This window comes from Allofournierella sp. CML151 (assembly GCF_027853465.1).
GTDB lineage: Bacteria > Bacillota > Clostridia > Oscillospirales > Ruminococcaceae > Allofournierella.
The window spans coordinates 240,754-264,379 of the sequence record NZ_JAPNNW010000001.1 but is presented as its reverse complement, the minus strand read 5'-3'; the positions used below and the strand labels follow the sequence as shown (position 1 = coordinate 264,379).

The window sequence follows — 23,626 nt, the reverse complement described above, 5'->3', positions numbered from 1 at the left end:
TGGTTATCCCTCGATTTCCACGCTGGAATACAGCGTTTGATATTTTTGGAACGCATGTGTGATCTTGTACACATACAGTTTCATCTGTTCATAGGGGAAGGTATGCAGGATCTCTCCGTCGGCCGAATAGGCCTCCTGCTCTAGCAAACCATCCACAGTTCCCCAACCGCTGTGATAGGCGGCTGCCGCGGTGGCCAGATCGTTTTCATACCGGCTCAGGCAGGCGGCGAAATAATAGGAGCCGAAACGGATGTTGGTTTCCGGATCATACAGATCCTCGAAATCCAGTTCCTCCTTTGGTGCAATTTTGCTTTTGATCCACCAGAAGGTCTCCTCCGTGATCTGCATCAGGCCCCGGGCCCCCACATTGGACTCCGCACTCGGGTCAAACCCGCTTTCCGTGCGGATCACACTGTAAATCACCAGCGGGTCCACCTGGTTTTCCAGGGCGTATTGCTCCACCAACTCCTGATATTTTTGGGGGTAGCGCGCCAGGTCCAGTTTATGAAGCCCGGCACGAATCAGCGGCAGCGCCAGCAAAACAGCTGCCACCAGGCCCAGCATCAGTACAAGCAGGGCTTTGCCGTATCGTTTCAACAATCACATCCCACCTTTCAGGCGTTCCAGCACCCAATCCGCCTGCTCCAGCAGGCAGGTCAATGTGCTGTCGTTCCGGATCTCCCAGGCGCAGGCGGCCCGCAGCGTCTCCTCGCTCAGCTGGGCATCCAGCCGGCGGCGGGCGGACTCTTCCGAGATTCCGTCCCGGGCGCAGATGCGCTTGACGGATTCCTCCAGCGGTGCACTTACCAGGATGATCCCGTCACAGTAGGGTTCAAAGGGTGCACCCACAATGACCGCACCATCCACAAAGAACACATCCTGCCCTGCCTGCCGGGCCTCTTCGCCCTCCTGCAGCAGACGGCGCACAATCTCCGGGTGGGTGATGCTCACCAGGCGCTGGGAGCCATCCGGCCGGGCGAAAGCCCGGTCTGCCAGCAGGCGGCGCTGAATGCCGCCTGCTTCGTCCAGAATATCCGCGCCAAACTGCTCCACCAGCAACGGGATGCAGGCGGAGCCCGGTTCCAGCACCTGCCGGGCCACCAGGTCCGCATCTGCTACCCGGTAACCCAGAGCTCTGTAATGGGCCGACACGGTGGATTTTCCGCAGCCGGACCGGCCGGTGATGCCGATGGTCCTCATGCTTCCACCACCCGGAAGGCGGCGGCGCGCAGCAGCCGGTTATACACCGCCAGCGACACGCCGGTGTCCGCCGGGCAGCGGGCAAACACCTGCTTTGCGCCCAGCTCATCCAGCCGGCGCAGGGCGGTGAACAGGGCATGGGCCTGCTCGGCCCCGCTGTCCTTTGCGCCGTATTCCACGCAGGGAACCGGCAGCTGCTCTGCCTCGCCTGTGAAGCACAGACAAAGGGTATGTTCGGCCTTGTGCTGCTCCACATAGGCGGCAAAGGCAGCCAGATCGCCCTTAACGATGGTCACTTCCGCCTTGGGAGCATAGTGCTTATACTTCATTCCGGGAGAACGGGCGGTCTCCCCTTCCTTCAGTTTTGCCAGAATCGCGCCGGACAAAACAACCTCTTCGCCCAACACCTGCTCCATCTGCTCCTTGGTGATGTAGCCGGGGCGCAGCAGCATAGGGGTCTCCCCCGCCAGCGTGATGACCGTGGATTCCACGCCAACCTGGCAGTCGCCGCCATCCAGAATCAGGGGCAGTCGGCCGTCCATATCGCTCATCACATAATGGGCACAGGTTGGGCTGGGGCTGCCGGAAAGGTTCGCTGAGGGAGCCGCCAGAGGCAGGCCGCTAGCGGCAATGACCGCCCGGGCCACCGGGTGGCTGGGCATGCGGATGGCCACGGTATCCAGTCCGGCACAGACCTCATCGGCCACCCTGTCACCCCGAGTCATGATGATGGTAAGCGGGCCGGGCCAGAAGGCTTCAGCCAGCTTTCTGGCACCCTCCGGCACCCGACTTACCAGACCATCCAGCATTTCCAGCCGGTCGATGTGAACGATCAGCGGATTGTCCTGGGGGCGGCCCTTGGCCTCAAAGATTTTTTTGACGGCATTTCCGTCAAAGGCACTGGCAGCGATGCCGTACACCGTTTCGGTGGGGATCGCCACGATCTCGCCCTGTTTCAGAAGCTCCGCCGCCTTGGCAATGGAAGCTTCGTTTGCTTTTTCCAATAAGGTTTCCATGGAACTCATTCCTTTTCTGCCGCTTTCAGCTTTTCCGCCTGATCGGCGGTGATCAGCGCGTCCAGAACCTCATCCAGCGCGCCGTCCATGATGCTGTCCAGCTTGTACAGGGTCAGCCCGATGCGGTGATCGGTGAGCCGCCCCTGGGGGAAGTTATAGGTGCGGATGCGCTCGGAACGGTCGCCGGTGCCAACCTGGCTGCGGCGGTCCGCATCGATGGCGTCCTTCTGGGCCTGCTGCTTTTGCTGCAGCAGGCGGCTGCGCAGTACCTTCAAGGCCTTGTCCTTGTTTTTGTACTGGCTGCGCTCGTCCTGGCATTCCACCACCATACCGGTGGGCAGGTGAGTCACCCGGATGGCGCTGGAGGTCTTGTTGATGTGCTGGCCGCCTGCGCCGGAGGAACGGAAGGTATCAATCTTCAGATCGTTCATATCCAGCTCCAGGTCCACCTCTTCCGCCTCGGGCATGACCGCCACGGTGACGGTGGAGGTATGGATGCGGCCCTGGGTCTCGGTTTCCGGCACCCGCTGCACCCGGTGCACGCCGCTCTCAAATTTCAGGCGGCTGTAGGCGCCCTCGCCCTGCAGTGAGAACACAATCTCCTTGATGCCGCCCAGCTCGGTCTCGTTCAGACTCAGCACCTCATAGGTCCAGCCTTTGGCGGCGGCATACATGCTGTACATCCGGAACAGACTGTGGGCAAACAGGGCTGCTTCCTCGCCGCCTGCGCCGCCGCGAATCTCCACAATCACGTTTTTTCCGTCGTTTTCGTCCTTCGGCAGCAAAAGCAGCTTGAGTTTTTGCTCCAGAGGTTCCAGCTTTTCCTTGTTTTCGGTCAGCTGCTGCTGTACCATTTCCTTAAAGTCCGGCTCCAGGCCGCCTTCGTCCAGCAGCTCCTTTGCCTCGCGGCAGGCTTCCTCGGCCTGCTCGTATTCGTCCATCGCCTCGATCAGGGGCGTGAGATTTTTATATTCCCGCATCAGATCCCGGAACAGCTTGTTGTCGCTGACGGTGGCGGGGTCCTGCAAGCGGCGGTTCACCTCGTCGTAACGAAGGCGCACATCGCGCAGTTTATCCAGCATGGGCAGTTTCTCCTTTTTTGTGAAAGTAAAAAGAAACGCCCGCCGCTACTCTTCGCCGCGCAGGATCTTTTTAATGTTCTTTTCGATCTTGGCCCGAGGCACCATAACCTCGCGGCCGCAGCCGGTGCAGCGGATCTTGAAATCCATGCCCACCCGCAGCACATCGAAGCAGCTTGCTCCGCAGGGATGGGGCTTTTTGGTGAGGATCTGATCCCCAACGCGAACGTCCATAGGCGGCCTCCTTTTGTGTTTTTGCGGCACACAGCCGTTAACTAATACATTATACCTTATCTTGCGGAATTTGCAAATATCCCGCCCGACGGGTGCATATATTTTTTTAAGCGGCCACGGCCGCAATCTGAAACCAGTAGAAATGAGGATGAGGATTCATGGTGGAATATAAACCGGAGGGGCTGTGCCGCCCCGCGTGTGAACTAAGCCCCTCCCAGCTGGCCCAGGCGCAGGTCCAGAGTGAGGTGCTGCAGGCCACGGCTCTTGCCTTCGACCGCCAGCAGCGGCTGCGGCTGGATCTGAACGGTCAGCCCGCCTACATGGAGCACGACGACTGCGCCGACGGCATCGACTCCGGCCAGGTGCGGGAGATTGCAGTGCTCACCAGGGTGGGGCGGCCCACCTGCTTTGTGATCCTGGAAACGCCCGGGGAGGACGGGGCCTGGCGGCTTTCCCGCCGGGTGGCCCAGCGCCGCTGCCGGGAGGAATATCTGGACCGGCTGCAGCCCGGAGACATTCTACCCTGCCGGGTGACTCACATCGAGCCCTTCGGGGCATTTTGCGACGTGGGCTGCGGCATCAGCGCCCTTTTGCCCATCGATTGCCTTTCCGTTTCCCGCATCCAGAGCCCGGCCGACCGGGTGCAGCTGGAAGAAGACCTGTTCTGCGTAATCAAAAGTCGGGACGATCAGGGCCGGCTGGTGCTGAGTTTGCGGGAACTGCTGGGCACCTGGGAGGAAAACGCAGGTCGGTTTGCCGTGGGCGAAACGGTGGTGGGTATTGTGCGGAGCATTGAGGACTACGGCGTATTCATCGAGATTGCCCCCAATCTGGCGGGTCTTGCCGAGCGCACCGAGGGACTGCGGCTGGGCCAGCCGGTGAGCGTTTACATCAAGAGCATCCTGCCGGACAAGATGAAGCTGAAGCTGGTGATCGTGAACCGGGAGCTGAGCGAGCCGCTGCGCTTTGCCCTGCCCTATACGCAGACCAGCGGGCACATTGACCGCTGGGTTTATTCCACCCCTTTCAGCCGCAAGCACATCGAAACGGAATTTGAATCCGCGGTCAAGGCGACCGCCGGGCCTTGCGCAGGCGAACAAATCCTTTTATAATAGTAACAGTACACCTAAGAAAAGGAAGTGTTTGCTGTGGCCGGAAATGCATTTACCTTTGGCGTAAAGCCGGGCGGCCTGACCGACCGATCCCAGGTAAGCATCCTTTTGTGCTACCTGATCCGCACCGCCGCACCTCTGTGCCGGCAGGATATAGAGAACGCGCTGCTGGGTGAGCAGCTGGTAAATTATTTTGAACTGGCCGGAAGCCTGGCCGATCTGGAGGATCAGGGGCTTGTGACCGTGGACGAAAATGGTGGCTATCACATCACCCCCAAGGGTATTTCGGTAACCGACGAGCTGGGTTTTGACCTGTTACCCCGCAGCGTACGGGAAACCGCCATCCGCGCGGTAATCCGGGCGCAGCAATGGGTGCGCAAGGCTGCTCAGCACCAGACCCAGGTGACCAAAACCGATCAGGGCTATGTGGTACACTGCTCCATCAACGAGTTGGGCAGCGAGGTGTTCGGTCTTTCCTTCACTTTGCCGGACCCGCTGACCGCCGAAATGGTGAAAAACGCCTTCATCGAAAAGGGCAGCGAGATCTACGCGCTGCTTCTGGAAACGATGACCACCGATTCCACCCGGCAGGAGGAGCCGGACAGTGCCGCCAAAGGCTGACCCGCTTCGCTTTCCTTCTTCACTGAACACAAACAAAAACCGCCGCCGTGCAAAACGAAATGCACAGCGGCGGTTTCTTTTCATCAGTCAATCAATTCAGGGCTGCTTGCCTTCCACGATGCCCTCGTGGTGCAGCACACTGCGGATGGTGCCGAAGAAGATCTTCACATCCAGCCCGAAGCTCAGGTGCTGAACGTAGTAGCCGTCCAGCGCAGCCTTCTTGGGGATAGGCAGCTCGTCACGGCCATGAATCTGGGCATAGCCGGTCAGGCCGGGTACGCAGTCGTTGGCGCCGTATTTGTCCCGCTCGGCAATTAGATCGTCCTGATTCCAGAGCGCAGGGCGCGGACCCACGATGCTCATTTCCCCCTTGAAGATATTGAACAGCTGAGGCAGCTCGTCCAGACTGGTCTTGCGCAGAAAACGGCCAATGGGGGTAATAAACGCATCCGGATTCTCCAGCAGATGCGTGGGCATATCCTTGGGGGTATCCGTACGCATGCTGCGGAACTTGTAGATCTGGAAGTAGGTCTTGCCCTTGCCCACCCGCTTCTGGCAGAAGAGCACCGGCCCCGGGGACGAAAATTTGACGCACAGCGCCAGAATCGCCAGCAATGGCGACAGTACAACGATGGCGCAGAGCGAAAGCACCCAGTCAATCACACGCTTGATCACATTGCGATACATGAAACATTCCTCCTAGCTGGTCTCGCCTCATCAGGCGGGTTCCTGCCCACAGTTAGTCTTGTGGTGGAAGGTGGGCACCATGTCGATGAGCGCCTGCACCAGATTGTCGCTGTTGTTGGTGTAGGCGATCTGCTTCAGGGTCATCAGGTGATCGAAGAAGGTCTGGTTGTTCAGCTTGAGGGGCGCGCCGATGTAGATTTTCCGGTTCTCGGTCTTGCGCAGGCCCTCCTCGTCCATCAGCAGCTCCTCAAACAGCTTTTCGCCGGGACGCAAGCCGGTGAAGACGATCTGAATGTCCTTGTAGGGGATAAAGCCCGAGAGTTTGATCAGGTTCTCGGCCAGATCCAGAATGCGCATGGGCTTGCCCATGTCCAGCACGAAAATCTCGCCGCCGGTGGCCATGGAACCGGCCTCCAGCACCAGGCTCACCGCCTCGGAGATGGTCATGAAATAGCGAACGATGTCCGGATGAGTCACCGTAACCGGACCACCGCAGGCAATCTGCTCCTTGAACAGCGGAATGACCGAGCCGTTGGAGCCCAGCACGTTGCCGAAGCGCACCGCCGCAAACCGGGTCTTGCTTCGCTGGGCCATTGCCTGCACGATCATCTCGCACACGCGCTTGGTGGCGCCCATCACGTTTGTGGGATTCACCGCCTTGTCGGTGGAGATCAGCACGAACCGCTCGGCCCCGTACCGATCCGCCGAGCTGGCCACGTTGAAGGTGCCGAACACATTGTTCTTCACCGCTTCCTCCGGGCTGTCCTCCATCAAAGGTACATGCTTGTGAGCAGCGGCATGGAAGACGATCTCAGGGCGGTAGCGTTCAAACAACGCGTCCATCTTTTTGGAGTCACGCACCGAGGCGATCTGCACCTGCAGGTCCAGCTTGTCACCGTATTTGCGGCGCAGCTCCTGCTGAATGGCGTAGGCGCTGTTCTCGTAAATATCCACCAGGAGAAGTTCCTTGGGTTCGCAGGACGCGATCTGACGGCACAGCTCGGAGCCGATGGAACCGCCGCCGCCGGTGACCATGACCCGCTTACCCCGCAGAAATTCCGCGATCCGGACCGACAGCTGCACCTCTTCCCGGCCCAGCAGGTCTTCCACTTTAACGTCACGGATGCGGGAGGCAAGGTCCTGACCGTCGGTGATCATCTTCACAATATCCGGCAGAATCTTGATGTTGCACTTGGTCTTGTTGCAGATGGACAGCACCCGACGCTTGTTTTCCTCGTCCATGGTGGGGATGGCCAGCAGGATGCTCTCAATCTCGCACTGCTCCACGATCTCGGGGATATCTTCGGTGGTGCCCATGATCTGGATGCCCATGATGTATCGGCCCTGCTTTTCCGGCGCGTCGTCCACGCAGCAGATGATGTTCATGTCCGGGCTGGGCTTTTTGAACTGCTCATGCAGAAGGGTGCTGGCCGCATCGCCTGCGCCGATAAGCAAGGTGCGGCGGGCCTTCTGGCCGCCCTTTTTGCCCAGCTTCACATTCCGGTACATCCGGTACACCAAGCGGGAATACATGGTCACGCCCGCCGAGAACATGGCGCTGAGAAAGTAGACCGATGTGGGCACCTGACTGCCTGTTCCCTGGAAGATGAGCAGCGAGCTGGCCACAAACAGGAAAATCGCAATGGCCGAACCGGTACACAGCCGGAAGAACTCCACCACCTCGGCATAGCGCCACAGACTGTCGTACATGCCCATCAGGCCGTAGACGATCTCGAAGCAGCAGACGAACAAGAAGCAACTGGCCACCAGCAAGCTGGAATACTGCGCATAGGGCGCGCGGCCGCTGATCAATACCCAGGGGGCCAGATAGCAGACCGTGAGAGCGCAGATATCAAACAGCATCAGGATCTGCTTACGGAATCTGCTCAGGATCGCACCGATCTTCATTGACAAATTCTATCACCAAACTTTGTTTTTGTTTTCAGCCGGACCCCGGGTACGACAAAAAGTGCCCTGCCGGCGATCCACAGGACACCATGCCCCATTGCTTGAACAGCGCTGCAACCTTGAGAAAACAAAAGGCCGGTCATCCGGCACGGCATCGCTTTGGCCGGGCGGTGCAAAAGGCGCAGTGCTGCCCCTTGTGTTTTCTTGTAATTTTACACTATTTTCACCAAAGAATCAATGTTTTTGCGTCCGTTTCGCCTCATTGGGGTTAGTTTGCACCGTTTTTACACAAAAAAGCCGCCGTATTTTGCCGATACGGCGGCTTTTTGCTTTTGGATTTTTGTTACAAAATAATGCAGATCAGGCCGGTACAGCCCTCGTTGATCACCCGCTCCAGGGTCTCCTGCAGGCGGGCACGGGCCTCCTGGGGCATGTGCAGCAGCTTGTTCTGCAGCCCCTCATTCACCAGCTCGTGCAGGCTCTTGCCGAAAATGTTGGACTGCCAGATCTTCAGCGGATCCTGCTCAAAATCATGCAGCAGGCTGACCACCAGTTCCTCCGACTGCTTTTCCGAACCTACGATGGGGGAAATCTCCGTGTTGATGGTAGCCTTCAGCAGATGGATGGATGGGGCACTGGCCCGCAGCCGCACCCCGTAGCGGCCGCCCTGGTGCACAATCTCCGGCTCCTCCAGCCGAAGCTCGCTGATGGTGGGCATCACGATGCCGTAGCCGGTGGCCTCCACCTGCTCCAGCGCGCTGCGAATCTTCTCATATTCCCGCTTGGCCCGGGCGAGGCTGATGATGCAGGGCATCAGACTGGCTTCGTCGCAGATTTCCAGGCCGGTGGTCTCGCCCAGCACCTGATAGAAGATCTCCGGCCGCAGCTCCAGCTCCAGCACCACCCGGCCGGTAGCCAGCTCCAGCGAGCGAATGCGGGAGGCCTTCAGCGCCTCGCACTGCACCGGGTCCTCCCGGCAGGCCACGTCCTTCATCTGGGCCACCGAATCCGCATATTCCCGGGCAGCGGCGTAGACCTGCTGCTGCAGCCAGTGGTCCGGCTCCAGCATGGTGATCCATTTGGGCATGGCGAAGGCGATTTCCTTTACCTCGAACTCATAGAGTACGCTCTGCAGAATTTTGCCGATGGCGGCCCGGTCCAGGTCCAGGCAGCTGACCGGGATCACGGTATGGCCATATTCCTGCTCCATCTGCTGGGCCAGCTGGTACACATCCGGCTTATGGGGGTCCACACAGTTGAGCAGAATCACAAAGGGCCTGTTGATCTCGTCCAGCTCGGCGATGACCTGAGCCTCCGCCGCCTGGTATTTTTCCCGGGGAATGTCGCTGATGGAGCCGTCGGTGGTGATGACCAACCCGATGGTGGAATGCTCCCGAATCACCTTGCGGGTACCGGTCTGAGCTGCCTGATCGAAAGGAATCTCCTCCTCGAACCAGGGGCTTTTCACCATGCGGGGCTTTTCGTCCTCCTCATGGCCCATGGCTCCCTCCACCATATAGCCCACACAGTCGATGAGCCGGGTCTTGAAGCTGCCGCCCCCCTCCAGCTCGATGGTGACGGCAGTCTCCGGGATGAATTTGGGCTCCGTAGTCATGATGGTGCGCCCTGCGGCGGACTGGGGCAGTTCGTCCCGCGCCCGGTTCTTCACCGCCGGGCTGGTCAGCTGGGGCAGCACCAGCTCCTCCATGAATTTTTTGATGAAGGTGCTCTTGCCGGTGCGCACCGGTCCCACCACGCCAATGTAAATATCGCCGCCGGTACGGGCCGCGATGTCCTTGTAAACGCCCTGGGTTTCCATTGGATTCCTCCCCTCCTTTCACATGCTGGCCGGCACCAGCAGCCGGGCCGCCTGGGTGATGCGGGTGTCCTCCAGCTGGTTGCTTTTCAGCATGGCCGCCGGCGACACATGGTACCGCTTGGCAATCTCGAACACGTCTTCTCCGGGGGTCGCGTAGTAGATGCGCAGCGCGATGTCCGGCTCCGGCTGCTCCAGCGCTTCGCCGCATTCCACCTGCTCCAGCGCGGTCTGCCAGCTGCGCTTGAACACCAGACCATCCAGCCGGATGCGGGCGCTCAGGGTCATCTCGGCCCCGTTCTTGCGCACGTCGATGTCGGTGACAGTGGGCCAGCACTCGCAGCGGTACTCCTCCGGGCTGCCCGGCCAGGGCGGGCTGAGAGTGTATTCAAAGCTCTTGTCATAGCAGTCGATCTCGCCCAGCGAGTTCATGCAGAACACATGCGCACTGGCCCGGCCGCTCAGCTGTACCCCCTGCCCCACGGCAGTGAGCTCCGGCAGGCCGGGCAGCACAAAGCAGTGGATGATCTGCGCTTCCTCGTCCGGCAGCGCACCGCCGGTCTGGGCTTCACATTCCTGAGAAAGGGTCTGGAACAGCTGCTCGGTAAGGATGCGCTGGCTGCTCACCTGGGTCTCGAACTGGGTGGAGAAGGCATCGCTGACCAGATAGCACTCGTTTTTGCGCCACACCCGCAGATGAAGCGCCGCGGTGGCGGTGATGGTATGCCCGTTCTCCTGGGCCGCGGCCATCACGGTGCAGCCGGTGAGCTCGGCGGATGCAAAACATTCGCTGTCCTCCTGCACGCCCTCCAGGTCCAGAATTTGATTGAATGCTACCCGCTGCTGGGTCTGTTCCATCTGATAGCCGGGGCCGGTGCGATACAACAGGTTCACCTGGATGGCACCTTTGACCACCGCCTTGCCGGAAATCAGCTTCACATCCTCCACCTGGCCTATTCCGGCCACATCCAGAATGGCCTGAGGCGGCTGGACAAACTGCAGCTGCTCCTCCGCGGTAATCATCTTATCCAGGCTGGCCAGGCACTTGACGCCCTCCACCAATTCCATCCGCTGCTCGATGCCGCAGTCCGCCAGAGCGGTGATCACCTCCTGGTCGGTACGGCAGGCCACCCGGGCGCTGAGGGCATAGGCCCCCCGCAGGTCCACCCGGCGCTGGTTCACCGCCCGGCAGTTCAGATATTCCAGCTGACCGCCCACCTGGACGCTGTAGCCGGAATAATCCCCCTCCGGCAGATCCATAGCCCGGGTGAAGGGCAGCTTCTGTTCGGTCTGGCACAGGCTTTGGTCCTCCTCGGCCTGGTAATACACCACACACCGCAGGTAGCCGTCCACAGTAAGGCGGCCGGCCGTGATCTGTTTTTGCAGCGGCACCAGGTAGACGAAGCATTTTATGATCTTGAACACCTGCGGCAGATAATCCGGAATAAGGATCTCCGCCTCCACCGGAAGCTCTGCCTTGGTTTCGCACAGGCTCCCCATAGCGGACAGCGAGTCCCTGAACACCTTCAATTCCATTTTTTCGCCCCTTTCGCGCGTTTCTAGTCCCATGTATATGCGCACGATGGGCAAGCCATACCCCTTTTTGCAGGCAAAAAGGGCCCGCCGCCTGACTTTTCCAGGCAGCGGGCCCTTTCATCGGGTTGGATTCAGTTTTCCTTTTTGATCTTAAACAGCGCCCGCAGCACTCCTGCCAGGCATTTGGGGCTTTTGACCACGATCACTTGCATTGTCGCTTCCCTCCCTTGTGGCTGATGGTTTTGCTCCAGTATATCCATCCGCCCCGGGATTTGTGCATCAGCGGTCCAGTTGGTGGTCCTTTTTGGTGCGGATCACCAGCAAAGCGCCTGTTCGCACCGTGATGGTTGCGCCGCCGGGCAGGGTCTCATTGCTTACCCCCAGCGGAAAATCCACCGTGGTGAGGGTTGCATCCTCCAGCGTGTACTTCGCCCCCCGCTCGCACACTCCCTCGGCTCTGCCCTCCAGCGGCAGCACCGAGAAGTATTCCTCCGGCTCGTAGGGCAGCTCCAGGCTTTCGCCGGGCATCAGGTAGCACAGCTGGCTGTCCTCATCGGCCAGCATTACCTGCACGCCCTGCTTTTCCAGCCAGAGGCCGGTGCCGATGTTGGCCAGCGTATGCTCCAGCCGGTGACCGCCCAGCGCTCCCAGCAGCAAAACCTGCGAAAAGCCCTTTTCCACCGCCAGCTTGGCAGCATAATGGGTGTCGGTGTCGTCCTTGACACGGGGCAGCACCACAGCACCGGTGCCCTCCGGCGGAGGGGCGCTGTCGAAATCCCCCAGAATCACATCCGGCTCCCGTTCCAATATCTGCCGGGTACTCCGGTATCCCCCATCACAGGCGATCAGATAGTCGCCGGGCCGCAGCAGCTTTTTCATGGAGGCTGCCAGCGGCGCGGCCGACACGATCACGCATCGTGTTTGCTGCATACGATTCTCCTTTCCGCGCCCCCTTTGGGGCAGCAGAGCTTACGCCTGATTGTACCACACTGCCGCCCGGGATGCAAACCGGCCTTTGCTTTTTACCAAAAACGGTGGTATAATAAACCCAAACAGAAAACTGCCATGAGTCTGGCACAATAGAAATAAGTCGTTACGGCGTAGTCTATTCATCCGATGGACTGGGCCGTTTTCTTATTTTTAAGAAGGAGTGTTTTTCTATCATGCCAAAGACAAAACTGGAAGAACTGGTGTATGGCCTGCTGATGACCCTGTTCATGGTGCTGGCCATGGAGCTTTACAACACCGGCCTGCGCATGGGCGGGCTGACCAACGCGGGTATTCTGGCCGCCTTGCCGGAAACGCTGATCATCTTTCCTATCTGCTTTGTGATGGGCTTCTGCTTTGTGGACCGGTTCGCTCCGCGCATCGCCTTCCGCCTGGTTGACCCGGCAGTGGACCGGCCCATTTTTGTGATTCTGGCCCGTGCCAGCATCACGGTGGCATTTATGTGCCCCATCATGAGCTTCTGGGCCACAGTGATCTTCAAGCGGCCGGGCTGGGAATTTATCCCCTGCTGGCTGCAGACCGTTGCCTGCAATTTTCCCATGGCGTTTTTCTGGCAGATTTTTTTCTGCGGACCTCTGGTACGGTTTTTGTTTCGTCTGCTGTTCCGTCGCAGCAAAGCTTCTTCGGTATAATTTCCACCCGTTTGTTTTCTCCCCAGCAAAATGCCCCGCGCCCGCCAAAAAACGGCAGACGCGGGGCGTTTTCATTTGACCGCTTGTCCGGAAGCCATCAGCGCAGCTCCCAGTCCTTGATGTCCTTCACTTCGTCGTACATGGCGGCGTAGCTGTCGTACCGGCTCTGACTGATCTTGCCCTCCTTCAGGGCCTCCAGCACCGCGCAGCCCTTTTCGGCACGGTGAGCGCAGCCGGTGAACTTGCATTCGTGCACATAGGGTGCAAATTCCGGGAAGGCGTACTGCAGGTTTTCCTTGGGAATGTAGCATGCTTTTCCAGTATCCAGGCTGGCAAAGCCCGGGGTGTCGGCCACATAACCGCCAAAGGCCTCAAAAATCTCCACCTCACGGGTGGTGTGACGGCCGCGGCCCAGCTTCTGGCTGATGGAGCCGGTCTGCTGGGCAAGGTCGGGCAGAAGGGCATTCAGCAGCGTGCTCTTGCCTACACCGGAGTTGCCGCAGAAGGCACAGAGCTTACCTTGAATCATGTTCTTGATCTCCTCCAGACCGCCGCCGGTAGCGTGATCCACAATCACCACCGGCAAGGTGGACAGCGCATAGGCCTGGGTCAGCTTTTCGGTGCTTGCCAGGTCACCCTTGGTGAACACCAGCACCGGCTGGACATCCTTGTCCACCGCAATGGCGGTGAGCTTATCCAGCACCAGAGTGCTGGGCACCGGCTGGGTGGTGCTGGCCACGATGAACAGCACATCCAGATTGGCAATGGGCGGACGCACGAACACATTGCGGCGGGGTGCAATCTCGGCAATCACATTGCCGCCGTTCTCCACCTCCACCGTAACCCGGTCGCCTGCCACCGGAGTGATGCCCCGCTTACGGAAGATGCCCTTTGCCTTGCATTCCAGCAGCTCATCGCCGCACTGCACATAGTAAAAACCGCCGATCCCTTTTTTAATGTATCCTTCCGGCATAGTGAATTCCTTTCCCAGTTTTGCTTTGTTTGTGCCATTGGAAAGAGCCGGGCCGCAGATAAACGGCCCGGCCCTGACGTTATGTGTGTGGTATTTTCAGCGAAATCAATCGTCCCCGTTTTCCTGCTGCTGACCCTGATCGCCACTGTTGCCGCTATTTCCGTTATTGCCCTCATCCGGGGTCACCACCACCGGCGGCTGAGTTGCGGTCGGGGTGGGCGTGGGAGTGGGTTCCGGCGTGGGCTCCGGCGTGGGTTCCGGGGTCGGTTCCGGCGTGGGCTCCGGTCCAAGCGACACGGTGTAGCCCACCGTGGTGTTGATGCGAACCAGGCTGCCTGCCTCATAGGTCTGGGCAATTACGCGGCCTGCCTCGTACTCGCTGCTGTAAGCCTCGGTACGGGTACCGGTGCGCAGGTTGCTGGCGGTCAGTGCCTTCTGGGCGTCCGCCTCGGTCAGGCCGATCAGCTGGGGCACCGAGCGCTCCAGATCCACCTTCTTCTGGCTCACATACATGGTCACGGTGGAACCGCTGGCCACCTGCTCACCGTTGGTCGGATCGGTACGGATAACGCTGCCCTCCGGCACGGTGTCGTCCGCCTCATTGACCCGGCGAACCTGCAGGCCCTCGTTCTTCAGTGCCTCCTCCGCTTCGGCGGCGGTCCAGCCGTTCACCGAGGGGATGTTCACATACAGGGTACCGATGCTCACCTTCAGGGTGACCTTCTGGCCCTCCTTCACGGTACGGGGACCGCGGGGCGACTGGCTGATGATGATGCCCTCTTCGGTCTCGCTGCTGTTCACCATCTCAGCGGTCAGACTGAGCTTGTCGTTGTACTGGGCTTTTACTTCCTCCCAGTTCATGCCGGTGAAATCGGGCAGCTCCACGTCCTCCTTGCTGCTGAACAGGGGATTGGTGGAGTTCGCGAAGATCATAAAGCACAGAATGGCGGAGCCCAAAGCGAAGGCCGTGGCCATGCCCGCCAGCACCGGCAGCAGACCGATGCGCTTTTTCTTCTTTTTCCGGCTTTGGGTGCCTGTGGTGCGGCTCTGACCACTGCGGGAAGCCTGCTGGCTGCCGGTGCGGCCGGAACGCTGACCGGTGCGCCGCGGCTCGTTCTGGCCGGAGCCGGATCTGCTTTGTTTAACCACCTTGTCAATATACCTCGACGGCGAATCCTCAGTTAAATATTCATACTCAAACCGGATGCTGGGGTTGCGCTTGAATTCCTCAATGTCCTCCAGCATGGCGCGGGCGCTGGGATATCGCCGGTTCGGGTCCTTCGCCATGGCCCGGGCGGTGATATCCTGCAGTGCCTGAGGCACATCCGGTGCAATCTGCCCCAGAGGGACAGCCTTGTCTGAAATCTGCTTGATGGCCACCGAGACCGCGTCGTCCGATTCAAAGGGCAGCTTGCCGGACAGCATCTCGTACAGCATGATGCCAACGGAATAGATATCCGCCTTGGCATCGGTCACGTCGCCCTTCGCCTGCTCGGGGCTGATGTAATGCACCGAACCAATGGCCTTGTTGCTCACCATCTGGCTCTCGGCACGAGAGAAGCGGGCGATGCCGAAGTCCATAATCTTGACCTTACCGTCAGCCAGCAGCATGATATTTTGGGGCTTGATGTCCCGGTGGACCACACCCTTCCGGTGGGCATGATCCAGTGCATCCAGAATCTGCTCGGTGAAATGCACCACCTCTTTCCAGGTGAGGGGCTCGCCCCGCCGGGTCATGTACTCCTTGAGGGTAATGCCGTCGATGTATTCCATCACGATGTACTGGAGCTTGTCGGTGACCGACACGTCGAACACCTTCACAATGCCCGGATGATCCAGAATGGAGATGGCCTTGGATTCATTCTTGAACCGGTAGACCAGCTCCGGGTTTTCCAGAAATTCTTCCCGCAGGACCTTTACTGCCACCACACGCTGGTTTTTCAGGTCCACACCTTTATAAACGTTGGCCATGCCGCCCACGCCCACCAGTTCCTCCAGCAGGTAGCGGCCGTCCAGCTTTTTGCCTATCAGTTGATCCATCTCAGTCCTCCGTTTGCTCTACCTCGATCAGCAGGGCGGTGATGTTGTCCTGCCCGCCTGCCTGGAGCGCCTGCTCCACCAGCCGCCGCGGCACCGTGAAAAACGGGTTGTGCTGGATGATGGCAAGCAGCTGGCCGTCCGGCACCACGCCGGAAAGCCCGTCGCTGCACATGAGGATCACGTCGCCGGGCCGGGCGGGCATGCTGGAATAATCCGCCTGCACACCGGGTTCCACGCCCAGCGCCTTGGTGATGAGGTTTTTGTGAGGATAGTTCTCGGCCTCCTCAGTGGTCAGCCGCCCTGCCTCCACCAGCTCCTGCACCATGGAATGGTCCCGGGTAAGCTGGCTGATCTGCCCTTCCCGGCACAGGTAGGCGCGGGAATCGCCCACATGGGCCACATGCAGGGTATCGTGCCGCACCAGACAGCACACGGCGGTGGTGCCCATGCCTTTGTTTTCCGGGTGGGCCTGGGCCTCATTGTAAATGGCCCGGTTGGCCTGGGTGACACAGTGCATCAGGAAGGCCCGTTCCTGGCCCTTGGGCAGGTTTTTCAGGCCGCTCTCAAAGCAGGACTCCATGGTGTCGGTGGCGATCTGCGCCGCCAGCTGACCCGCTGCCGCGCCGCCCATACCGTCGCACACAACGGCCCAGACGGTATCGTCCGGCAGGCGGGCGGCCCGGTAATTGTCCTGATTTTCATTGCGGCAGCTGCCGATATCGGTTTTGCCGGCCAGTTTCATGGCTGTTCCTCCTTTGCTGCCTCCCGCCGCAGCTGGCCGCAGGCGGCGCTGATGTCGCTGCCCAGGCGGCGGCGCACGGTGGCGTTCACCCCCAGATCGGTGAGCATATTCTGGAAGCGCTTCACGTTCTCCGCGTCGGTGGCGGAGTAGGGGCTGCCGTCCACCGGGTTGATGGGGATCAAATTCACATGGGCCCCCATGCCCCGGATAAGCTTTGCCAGCTCCTTGGCGGTGGCAGGGCTGTCGTTCACGCCCCGCACCATAGAATATTCAAAGCTGATGCGCCGGCCGGTGACCTTCTGGTAGCGGCGGCAGGCGGCGATGAGCTCTTCCACCGGGTATGCGTCGTTCACCGGCATCATCTGGCTGCGCATGGCATTGTTGGGCGCATGCAGCGAGATGGACAGGGTGAGCTGCAGCTTTTTTTCCGCCAGCTTGTCAATCTGGGGCACGATACCGCAGGTGGACAGGCTGATGTTCCGCATGCCGATGTTCACACCCTCAGGGCTGGAAATGATGGTGAGAAAATCCATCACGTTGTCGAAGTTGTCCAGCGGCTCGCCGATGCCCATGAGCACGATGTGGGAAATACGCTCGCCGATGTCCTTCTGGGCGGCGTAGATTTCCGCCGCAATCTCCCCGGCCTCCAGGTTGCGCACCCTGCCCGCCTGGGTGGAAGCGCAGAACCGGCAGCCCATGCGGCAGCCCACCTGGGTGGACACGCACACAGTATTACCATAATTATAGCGCATTACCACCGTCTCGATGCAGTTGCCGTCCGCCAGGCGGAAAAGATATTTCACCGTGCCGTCCTTGGACTGCTGCCGCCGCTGGATGACAGGAGCCGCGATGTAGTACTCCTCTTCCAGTTTCGCCAGCAGCGCCTTGGGCTGGTCGGTCATGGCCGAAAATTCGGTGACCAGCTTCTGGTGCAGCCAGTGAAAGATCTGTTTCGCCCGGAAGGCGGGCTGGCCCATGGCTTTCAGCTGCTCGGCCAGCTGCTCAAGGGTGTAGGATGAGATACAGGTTTTCTGCATGGTTCACAACTTCTCCATAATGGCAATGAAAAATCCGTCCGGCCCGGCCTTGCCCGGCAGCAGGGTCAGCATGCCGTCCTCCACGCGCGCACCCTGGGGCACAAAGGGCGGCTGGACGAGCCGGAATCCGGCGTTTCGTTCCAGGAAGGCCCGCACGATGTTCTGATTCTCCCGCGGGTCGATGGTGCAGGTGGAATACACGATGCGGCCGCCTTCTTTCACATAACGAGCGGCAGTGGCCAGAATCTTCGCCTGCAGCTCGTGCAGTTGCTCCACCCCGTCCATGGTTTTGTAGCGGATATCCGGCTTTTTGGCGATGATGCCAAGGCCGGAACAGGGCACATCGCACAACACCCGGTCCGCCCCGGCAAACTCCTCCCGGTAGACGGAAGCGTCGTTGTGCAGCACCGTTACATTGGTAAGGCCCGCACGGGCGGCGGCCTTTTTGATCAGCGGCAGACGGCTTTCCACCGCATCGCAGCTGATGAGGGTGCCGGTATTCTCCATGTCCTCACCGATGGTCAGAGTCTTGCCACCCGGCGCGGCGCACAGGTCCAGCGCCTTTTCCCCGGGCTTTGCCTGCAGGCTGTAGGCTGCCAGCTGGGAGGCCTGACCCTGCACATGGTAATGTCCCTGCCGGAAGGCCTCGGTGGCCGCCGGGCTGCCGGTGAACTTGCCCAGCAGGGTATTCTCCAGCCAGCCGGATTCCACCTCCACGCCCTCTGACTCCAACAGTTTGGTCAGCTGGACGGGCGTGGTTTTCAGCGGGTTGCACCGCAGAGCCACCCAAGGTGTTTCAAAGAATGCCTGCAAAATCTGCTCACATTCTTCGGGATAATTCTTTTGCAGCAGTTTGACCACCGGCAGGCCCACGGAATACTGGATACTCAGCCGCTCGTCCTCGGTTTTGAAGGAGGCCGAAGCCGGGTCCTGAGTAACGGCCTTGCGCAGCACTGCGTTCACAAGACCGGCGGCGCTGGATTTTTTCAGCGCACGGCACAGGCTCACCGACTCGTTCACCGCCACCGCGCGGGGTACCTGCATGTAGCGGGCCTGATACAGTCCGCTGCGCAGGATGGCCCGCACCTGGGGGTCCAGCTTGGCCAGCGGACGGCTCAGGCAGTTCGCCAACGCCCAGTCCAGGGTGAGCAGCCGCTCGGTGACGCCGTAGAACAGGGCGCTCACAAAGGCCCGGTCCCGGCCGGTCAGGTCCTGATGCTCCAGGACTGCGTTCAATACCAGATTGGCAAAGCCGCTCTCCTCCTGGCGGACCAGTGCCTGAACCGCAATGCGGCGGGCTTTATCCATAAACGTGTTCCTCCAATGGTGAAATTACAGCCGGTCGCCTGCTTTCAGGCGGCGGCCCGCCGCCCAGGCGGAGCCCGCCATGGGCTTGGAGCCCTCCGGCACCACCTCGTCCAGCTCCAGCGCGCCTTCGGCGCAGGCGATGGTGAGGGGTTTGATGCTCAGTACAGTGCCGGGCGCGCCGTTTCCGGCGGCCACATGGCTTTTGCGCACCTTGATTTTTTTGCCTTCCTGCTCAAAGTAGGCCACCGGCCATGGGTTCATGCCCCGCACCAGGTCGTGCAGCTTCTGGGCAGGCTGGTCAAAGGCAAAGCGGGCCATCTCCTTGGTCAGGGGCGGGGCCAGCGTGGCCTTGCTGTGGTCCTGAGGGGTGCGCACGGCAGTGCCCTCGGCGATGGAGGCGATGGTCTCCACCAGGGTCTTGGCCCCCTGGGCAGTGATCCGCTCAAACAGTTCGCCACTGGTCTCCTCGGGGCCGATGGTCACCGGAGCGACGTTCAGGATGTCGCCGGTGTCCAGGCCCTCGTCCAGATACATGATGGAGACGCCGGTCTCCTTGTCGCCGTTGATCACCGACCACTGCACCGGCGCGGCTCCCCGGTATTTGGGCAGCAGCGAAACGTGCAGGTTGATGCAGCCCTTGGGCGGCACACACAGAACCTCCGGCGGCAGAATACGTCCGTAGGCTACCACCACGATCAGCTCGGGAGCCAGCTCCCGGATCTGCTGCTGCACCTCTTCGGTGCGCAGGGTCTTTGGCTGATAGACCGGCAGATTATGCTCCAGTGCCAGCTGCTTCACCGGCGGGGCGGTGAGAATCTGCTTGCGGCCCACCGGCTTATCCTCGCGGGTGAACACACCGCACACCTCATGCCCTGCCTCCAGAACGGCAGCCAGGCTGGCAGCGGCAATGTCCGGCGTGCCCATAAACAGAATGCGCATTATTCCTCGTCCTCTTCGATCTCGTCCGGGTAGTCGTCCTCATAGAAATGGTCGGCCAGGTCCATAATGGTGATGCCGTCCAGATGGTTGGTCTCGTGGCAGAAGCAGCGGGCCAGCATCTCCTCGGCCTCCATCTCGAAGGTCTCGCCGTGGCGGTCCTGGGCACGAATCTTCACCTTGCGGGGACGGCTGATGGCGCCGTTGTGGCCCGGGAAGGACAGGCAGCCCTCGTACAGGGTCACCTCATCCTCGGACTCCTCCAGAATCTCCGGGTTGATGCACTCGATGAACTTGGGCTCATAGCCCTCGGGCATGGTGCCATCCTCCGGCAGGTCGCGCTCGTCCAGCGCGATGAACAGGCGGCGCATCACGCCCACCTGGGGGCCGGCCAGGCCCAGACCGCCTGCGTCGATCAGAGTCTCTTTCATATCGTCCAGCAGGGTCGCCAGACGGTCGTCAAAATTGGTCACCGGGCGGCAGACCTTTTTCAGAATGGGATCGCCGTCCTGCACAATGGTACGCAGAGCCATAGAAGTTTGTCCTCCTTAAAATGAGCCGGCGGGAAAGCCGGCGAGATTGGTTGATGAAGTATGCCCGAGGGCTCAGTCGCCGTCGGAATTAAAATCCAGCGTCACCGACGCCTTGGACGGCAGGCCCTCGTCGCTGTAAGCCGCCAGCACCTTGCCCAGCACCTGGCGGAAGGCCCGGTCGTTGCGGCATTTGATGGTGAGCTTATAGCGGTAACGGTCCTTGACCATGACGATGTTCATGGGTGCGGGACCAAGAATCCGCAGCGGCATGCCCGGATGGGCGCTGGCCTCGATGCCCAGCAGCCGGGCAAAGCGGGCGGCTGCCTGCATGGTGCGGTTTTCGTCCGCGCCGCTGAAGGCAGCGATGCAGACGCTGCAGAAGGGCGGATACAGGCAGATCTTGCGGAACATGATCTCCTGGTCGAAAAAGGCCTCGTAGTTCTGGGCCGCCGCCAGATTCAGGGTGGAATTCTCCGGGTCCATGGTCTGAATCAGCGCCCGGCCCGCGGCCCCGGCCCGACCGGAACGGCCGATCACCTGGGTCACCAGCGAGAACACGTTCTCCACCGCCCGGAACCCCTGGGAAAAGAGCAGCGAGTCGATGCCCAGCACGCCCACCAGGGTCACCTTTTCAAAATCCAGGCCCTTGGCCACCATCTGGGTACCCAGCATGATGTCGTATTCGCCCCGGGCAAAGGCGGCCAGCATGTTCTCATGGGCGTTCTTCTGGCTGGTGGAGTCCTGGTCCATGCGAAGCACCCGGGCATCGGGAAACAGCTCGGCCAGTTCCTCCTCCACCCTCTGGGTGCCGAAGCCGGTGTAGCGCACCTTTCCGCCGCATTCCGGGCAGACGGTGGGCACCGGCGAAATTGCCTTGCCGCAATAGTGGCAAAGCAGCTTGTTTTCGGATTTATGATACACCATGGGGACGCTGCAGCTGGAACATTTGATCACCTGCCCGCAGCCGGAACACATGCCCACGGTCTTGTAGCCCCGCCGGTTGAGCAGCAGAATTGCCTGCTCGCCCCGGGCCAGGGTCTGTCGGATGTGCCCGGCCAGCGCGGCGCTGATGCTGCCGGAGTTTCCGGCGGCCAGTTCGGCGCGCATGTCCACCATTTCCACCGCGGGCAGCGGCTGGCCCGCATAGCGCCGGGTAAGTTTATACAGGGTATAACGCCCCTCCAGCGCGGCCTGGTAACTCTCCACGCTGGGAGTGGCCGAGGCGAACAGCACCAGAGCACCGTGGTCCACGGCTCGGCGCTTGGCCACCTCCCGGGCATCGAAGCGGGGTGCGCTTTCCGACCGGTAGGTGTGCTCCTGCTCCTCGTCCAGTACGATCAGACCGATGTTTTTCAGCGGCGCAAACACCGCGCTGCGGGTGCCCACCACAATGTCAGCCCCGCCGGCCTGAATCATCTGCCATTGCAGCAGGCGCTCGGTATGGTTGAGGGCCGAGTGCTGCACCGCCACCCGTCCGCCGAAGGTCTGCTTCAGACGGCGGATCATCTGGGGCGTCAGGCTGATCTCCGGCACCAGTACCAGGGCAGTCTTGCCCCGCTCCAGTGTGCGCTGGATCAGCTTTAAAAACACCAGCGTTTTGCCGCTGGCGGTCACCCCATAAAGCAGGGCGGCGCTGGGCTTATTTTGCTCCATCTGGGCGCACAGGCCGTCGTACACCTGCTGCTGCTCCTCGCTGAGAAGAATGGGGTCGTTTGTCTGGGGAATGTGGCTGAACAGGTCCAGCACCTTATCCACCTGCCGCTTTTGCAGCACGCCCTTTTCGCACAGGTTATCCAGCACAGCGCGGCTCAGACCCAGCTGAGCCAGCGTACTTTGGGGCAGCGGGCCGTTTTGCAGCGCCGCCACCGCCGCCTGCTGCTTGGCGGTGGGCTTTGGTTTTTCGGGCAAAGCGCCCACAAGAGAATATTCCGGCTCGGTATGGCGCACCAGCTGCTTTTGCAGCCGGGGGCCGTTTTCCGTTTCCGCCGGTTTGTACTGGGCCCCATAGGGGATAATGGCCTTGACCGCCTCGTACCAGGTGCAGAAGGTGCGCTCCTTCAAAAAGCGCACCAGACCCAGCAGCTCGTCGGTCAGGCGGGCGTTTTCCGGCGCTGCGTCGAACAGCTCCTTGCAGCGGCCCGCCTCCTCCTGCTGGCCCACAGCCAGCACAACGCCCATGCGAGGCTTATTTCCCCGCCCGAAGGGCACCAGCACCATGCCCCCCGGAACCACCGGATGGGCCAGTGTGGGGGGCACAAGATAGGTATAGAGCTTATCAAAATGAAACGTGGCGCCGCTTACTGCCACCTGGACTGTTTGCAGCACCGCGCCGCGCTCCCTTCCGCCCGCTGGGTGCGGGTCACTCTTCTTCCTGCTGATACTTCTGAATCAGACCGTAGATTTCCTCGGCACACTCGTCCACGGTATCGTTGATCACAACCTCGTTATAATCCACCGCGTACTCCATCTCCTCCACCGCGCGGGCAAGGCGCTTCTGGATGGATTCTTCGGTCTCGGTGCCGCGGCCCCGCAGCCGCTCCTCCAGCTCGCCGTAGCTGGGCGGCCGGACGAAGATGGTCACCGCATTGGGGTAAATCTTCTTGATGTTGCCCGCGCCGATCACCTCGATGACCAGAATCACGGTGATGCCGTTTTCAATGCGCCTGTCCACCTCGGACTTGGGGGTACCATAGTAATTTTCGCAGTATTCCGCGTACTCCAGGATCTCGCCCGCCTGAATGCGGCGTTCAAACTCCTCGCGGGTCAGGTAGAAGTAGTTTACCCCTTCCTTTTCGCCGGAGCGCATGGGGCGGGTGGTGGCGGAAACCGAAACCTCGATCTCCGGGTGCAGCTCCATCAGCCGCTTGACCACCGTATCCTTGCCGGAGCCGGAAGGTCCGGAAATCACGATCAGATGGCGTTCCTTATTCATTGTCCAGTTCGTCCTCCATTTCGTCCTCAACGTCGTCGTTGTCGTTCAGGCGGTTGGCCACGGTCTCCGGCTGCACGGCAGACAGGATCACGTGGTCTGAGTCCATGATGATCACCGCGCGGGTACGGCGGCCGTAGGTTGCGTCGATGAGCGAGCCCTTGTCCCGCGCTTCCTGCACAATGCGCTTGATGGGCGCGGATTCCGGGCTTACAATGGCGATCAGCCGGTTGGCGCTGACCATGTTGCCAAAGCCGATGTTGATCAGTTTCATGCTTG

24 protein-coding genes are annotated in these 23,626 nt (G+C 60.6%); 3 read left to right on the top strand and 21 right to left on the bottom strand.

What is annotated here, in order from left to right; translation table 11 throughout:
- Nucleotides 1-3: 3 nt before the first annotated feature.
- The 5 genes from PH256_RS01310 to PH256_RS01290 are packed head-to-tail and all read right to left on the bottom strand — an operon-like array spanning nt 4 to nt 3,529.
- Entirely contained in the window at nt 4-597 is a 594-nt protein-coding gene (locus tag PH256_RS01310) for a lytic transglycosylase domain-containing protein (protein ID WP_270912667.1), read from the bottom strand.
- A gap of 3 nt (nt 598-600) precedes the next feature.
- Nucleotides 601-1,200: a dephospho-CoA kinase gene (gene coaE / locus PH256_RS01305; RefSeq protein ID WP_270912666.1), complete on the bottom strand. Its 600-nt coding sequence runs from the start codon at nt 1,198-1,200 to the stop codon at nt 601-603.
- Nucleotides 1,197-2,216, bottom strand: coding sequence for an L-threonylcarbamoyladenylate synthase (locus PH256_RS01300; RefSeq protein ID WP_270912665.1), 1,020 nt, complete (start codon nt 2,214-2,216; stop codon nt 1,197-1,199). The genes coaE and PH256_RS01300 overlap by 4 nt, the downstream gene beginning before the upstream one ends.
- 5 nt (nt 2,217-2,221) lie before the next feature.
- Nucleotides 2,222-3,298, bottom strand: a complete 1,077-nt coding sequence (gene prfA, locus PH256_RS01295) for a peptide chain release factor 1 (RefSeq protein ID WP_087184313.1) — start codon at nt 3,296-3,298, stop codon at nt 2,222-2,224.
- 45 nt (nt 3,299-3,343) lie between these two features.
- The gene (locus PH256_RS01290; RefSeq protein ID WP_058965125.1) at nt 3,344-3,529 is read right to left on the bottom strand and encodes a DUF951 domain-containing protein; all 186 of its coding nucleotides are present in this window, start codon (nt 3,527-3,529) and stop codon (nt 3,344-3,346) included.
- 158 nt (nt 3,530-3,687) lie between these two features.
- Here PH256_RS01290 and PH256_RS01285 point away from each other — a divergent pair, with 158 nt between their 5' ends.
- Together PH256_RS01285 and PH256_RS01280 are read left to right on the top strand one after the other, a co-directional pair.
- Complete coding sequence (locus PH256_RS01285) at nt 3,688-4,641, top strand: S1 RNA-binding domain-containing protein (RefSeq protein WP_270912664.1); 954 nt, start codon at nt 3,688-3,690, stop codon at nt 4,639-4,641.
- Between the two features lie 36 nt (nt 4,642-4,677).
- Nucleotides 4,678-5,262: a DUF4364 family protein gene (locus PH256_RS01280; protein WP_270912663.1), complete on the top strand. Its 585-nt coding sequence runs from the start codon at nt 4,678-4,680 to the stop codon at nt 5,260-5,262.
- A gap of 96 nt (nt 5,263-5,358) precedes the next feature.
- Here the strand turns inward: PH256_RS01280 and PH256_RS01275 are convergent, their stop codons facing one another.
- The 6 genes from PH256_RS01275 to PH256_RS01250 form a co-directional block, all read right to left on the bottom strand.
- Complete coding sequence (locus PH256_RS01275) at nt 5,359-5,949, bottom strand: sugar transferase (RefSeq protein ID WP_087184310.1); 591 nt, start codon at nt 5,947-5,949, stop codon at nt 5,359-5,361.
- Between the two features lie 30 nt (nt 5,950-5,979).
- Nucleotides 5,980-7,857 carry a polysaccharide biosynthesis protein gene (locus tag PH256_RS01270; protein ID WP_087184309.1) on the bottom strand — a complete coding sequence of 626 codons (1,878 nt, stop codon included), beginning with the start codon at nt 7,855-7,857 and terminating at the stop codon, nt 5,980-5,982.
- Nucleotides 7,858-8,200: 343 nt separating this feature from the next.
- Nucleotides 8,201-9,676 (bottom strand): stage IV sporulation protein A, encoded by a 1,476-nt coding sequence (gene spoIVA / locus PH256_RS01265; protein ID WP_270912662.1) that lies wholly within the window; start codon nt 9,674-9,676, stop codon nt 8,201-8,203.
- Nucleotides 9,677-9,694: 18 nt separating this feature from the next.
- Nucleotides 9,695-11,209 (bottom strand): DUF3794 and LysM peptidoglycan-binding domain-containing protein, encoded by a 1,515-nt coding sequence (locus PH256_RS01260; RefSeq protein ID WP_270912661.1) that lies wholly within the window; start codon nt 11,207-11,209, stop codon nt 9,695-9,697.
- A gap of 131 nt (nt 11,210-11,340) precedes the next feature.
- On the bottom strand, nt 11,341-11,469 hold the full coding sequence (locus PH256_RS01255; protein ID WP_270912660.1) for a hypothetical protein: 129 nt from the start codon (nt 11,467-11,469) through the stop codon (nt 11,341-11,343).
- Between the two features lie 19 nt (nt 11,470-11,488).
- Complete coding sequence (locus PH256_RS01250; protein WP_270912659.1) at nt 11,489-12,139, bottom strand: thiamine diphosphokinase; 651 nt, start codon at nt 12,137-12,139, stop codon at nt 11,489-11,491.
- Nucleotides 12,140-12,372: 233 nt separating this feature from the next.
- Between PH256_RS01250 and PH256_RS01245 the strand changes: the two genes are divergently transcribed.
- A complete protein-coding gene (locus tag PH256_RS01245; RefSeq protein WP_270912658.1) occupies nt 12,373-12,849 on the top strand; it encodes a DUF2798 domain-containing protein in 477 nt (158 codons plus the stop codon).
- Between the two features lie 97 nt (nt 12,850-12,946).
- On the opposite strand, the gene rsgA is transcribed toward PH256_RS01245, so the two are convergent.
- From rsgA to remA, 10 genes are all read right to left on the bottom strand, one after another.
- Nucleotides 12,947-13,822, bottom strand: a complete 876-nt coding sequence (gene rsgA, locus PH256_RS01240; RefSeq protein WP_087184304.1) for a ribosome small subunit-dependent GTPase A — start codon at nt 13,820-13,822, stop codon at nt 12,947-12,949.
- A 105-nt stretch (nt 13,823-13,927) separates the two neighbouring features.
- Nucleotides 13,928-15,862: a Stk1 family PASTA domain-containing Ser/Thr kinase gene (pknB, locus tag PH256_RS01235; protein ID WP_270912657.1), complete on the bottom strand. Its 1,935-nt coding sequence runs from the start codon at nt 15,860-15,862 to the stop codon at nt 13,928-13,930.
- A 1-nt stretch (nt 15,863) separates the two neighbouring features.
- Nucleotides 15,864-16,604: a Stp1/IreP family PP2C-type Ser/Thr phosphatase gene (locus tag PH256_RS01230; protein ID WP_087184302.1), complete on the bottom strand. Its 741-nt coding sequence runs from the start codon at nt 16,602-16,604 to the stop codon at nt 15,864-15,866.
- Complete coding sequence (rlmN, locus tag PH256_RS01225; protein ID WP_087182253.1) at nt 16,601-17,641, bottom strand: 23S rRNA (adenine(2503)-C(2))-methyltransferase RlmN; 1,041 nt, start codon at nt 17,639-17,641, stop codon at nt 16,601-16,603. Before rlmN ends, PH256_RS01230 begins: the two co-directional genes overlap by 4 nt.
- A gap of 3 nt (nt 17,642-17,644) precedes the next feature.
- The gene (gene rsmB / locus PH256_RS01220) at nt 17,645-18,949 is read right to left on the bottom strand and encodes a 16S rRNA (cytosine(967)-C(5))-methyltransferase RsmB (protein WP_270912656.1); all 1,305 of its coding nucleotides are present in this window, start codon (nt 18,947-18,949) and stop codon (nt 17,645-17,647) included.
- A gap of 24 nt (nt 18,950-18,973) precedes the next feature.
- Nucleotides 18,974-19,888 (bottom strand): methionyl-tRNA formyltransferase, encoded by a 915-nt coding sequence (gene fmt, locus PH256_RS01215; RefSeq protein ID WP_087184299.1) that lies wholly within the window; start codon nt 19,886-19,888, stop codon nt 18,974-18,976.
- Nucleotides 19,888-20,418 carry a peptide deformylase gene (def, locus tag PH256_RS01210; RefSeq protein WP_058965140.1) on the bottom strand — a complete coding sequence of 177 codons (531 nt, stop codon included), beginning with the start codon at nt 20,416-20,418 and terminating at the stop codon, nt 19,888-19,890. Before def ends, fmt begins: the two co-directional genes overlap by 1 nt.
- Nucleotides 20,419-20,490: 72 nt before the next feature.
- Complete coding sequence (gene priA / locus PH256_RS01205; protein WP_270912655.1) at nt 20,491-22,743, bottom strand: replication restart helicase PriA; 2,253 nt, start codon at nt 22,741-22,743, stop codon at nt 20,491-20,493.
- A 34-nt stretch (nt 22,744-22,777) separates the two neighbouring features.
- A complete protein-coding gene (gene gmk, locus PH256_RS01200) occupies nt 22,778-23,350 on the bottom strand; it encodes a guanylate kinase (RefSeq protein ID WP_270912654.1) in 573 nt (190 codons plus the stop codon).
- Nucleotides 23,343-23,621: an extracellular matrix/biofilm regulator RemA gene (gene remA / locus PH256_RS01195; RefSeq protein WP_270912653.1), complete on the bottom strand. Its 279-nt coding sequence runs from the start codon at nt 23,619-23,621 to the stop codon at nt 23,343-23,345. The genes gmk and remA overlap by 8 nt, the downstream gene beginning before the upstream one ends.
- Between the last annotated feature and the right edge of the window lie 5 nt (nt 23,622-23,626).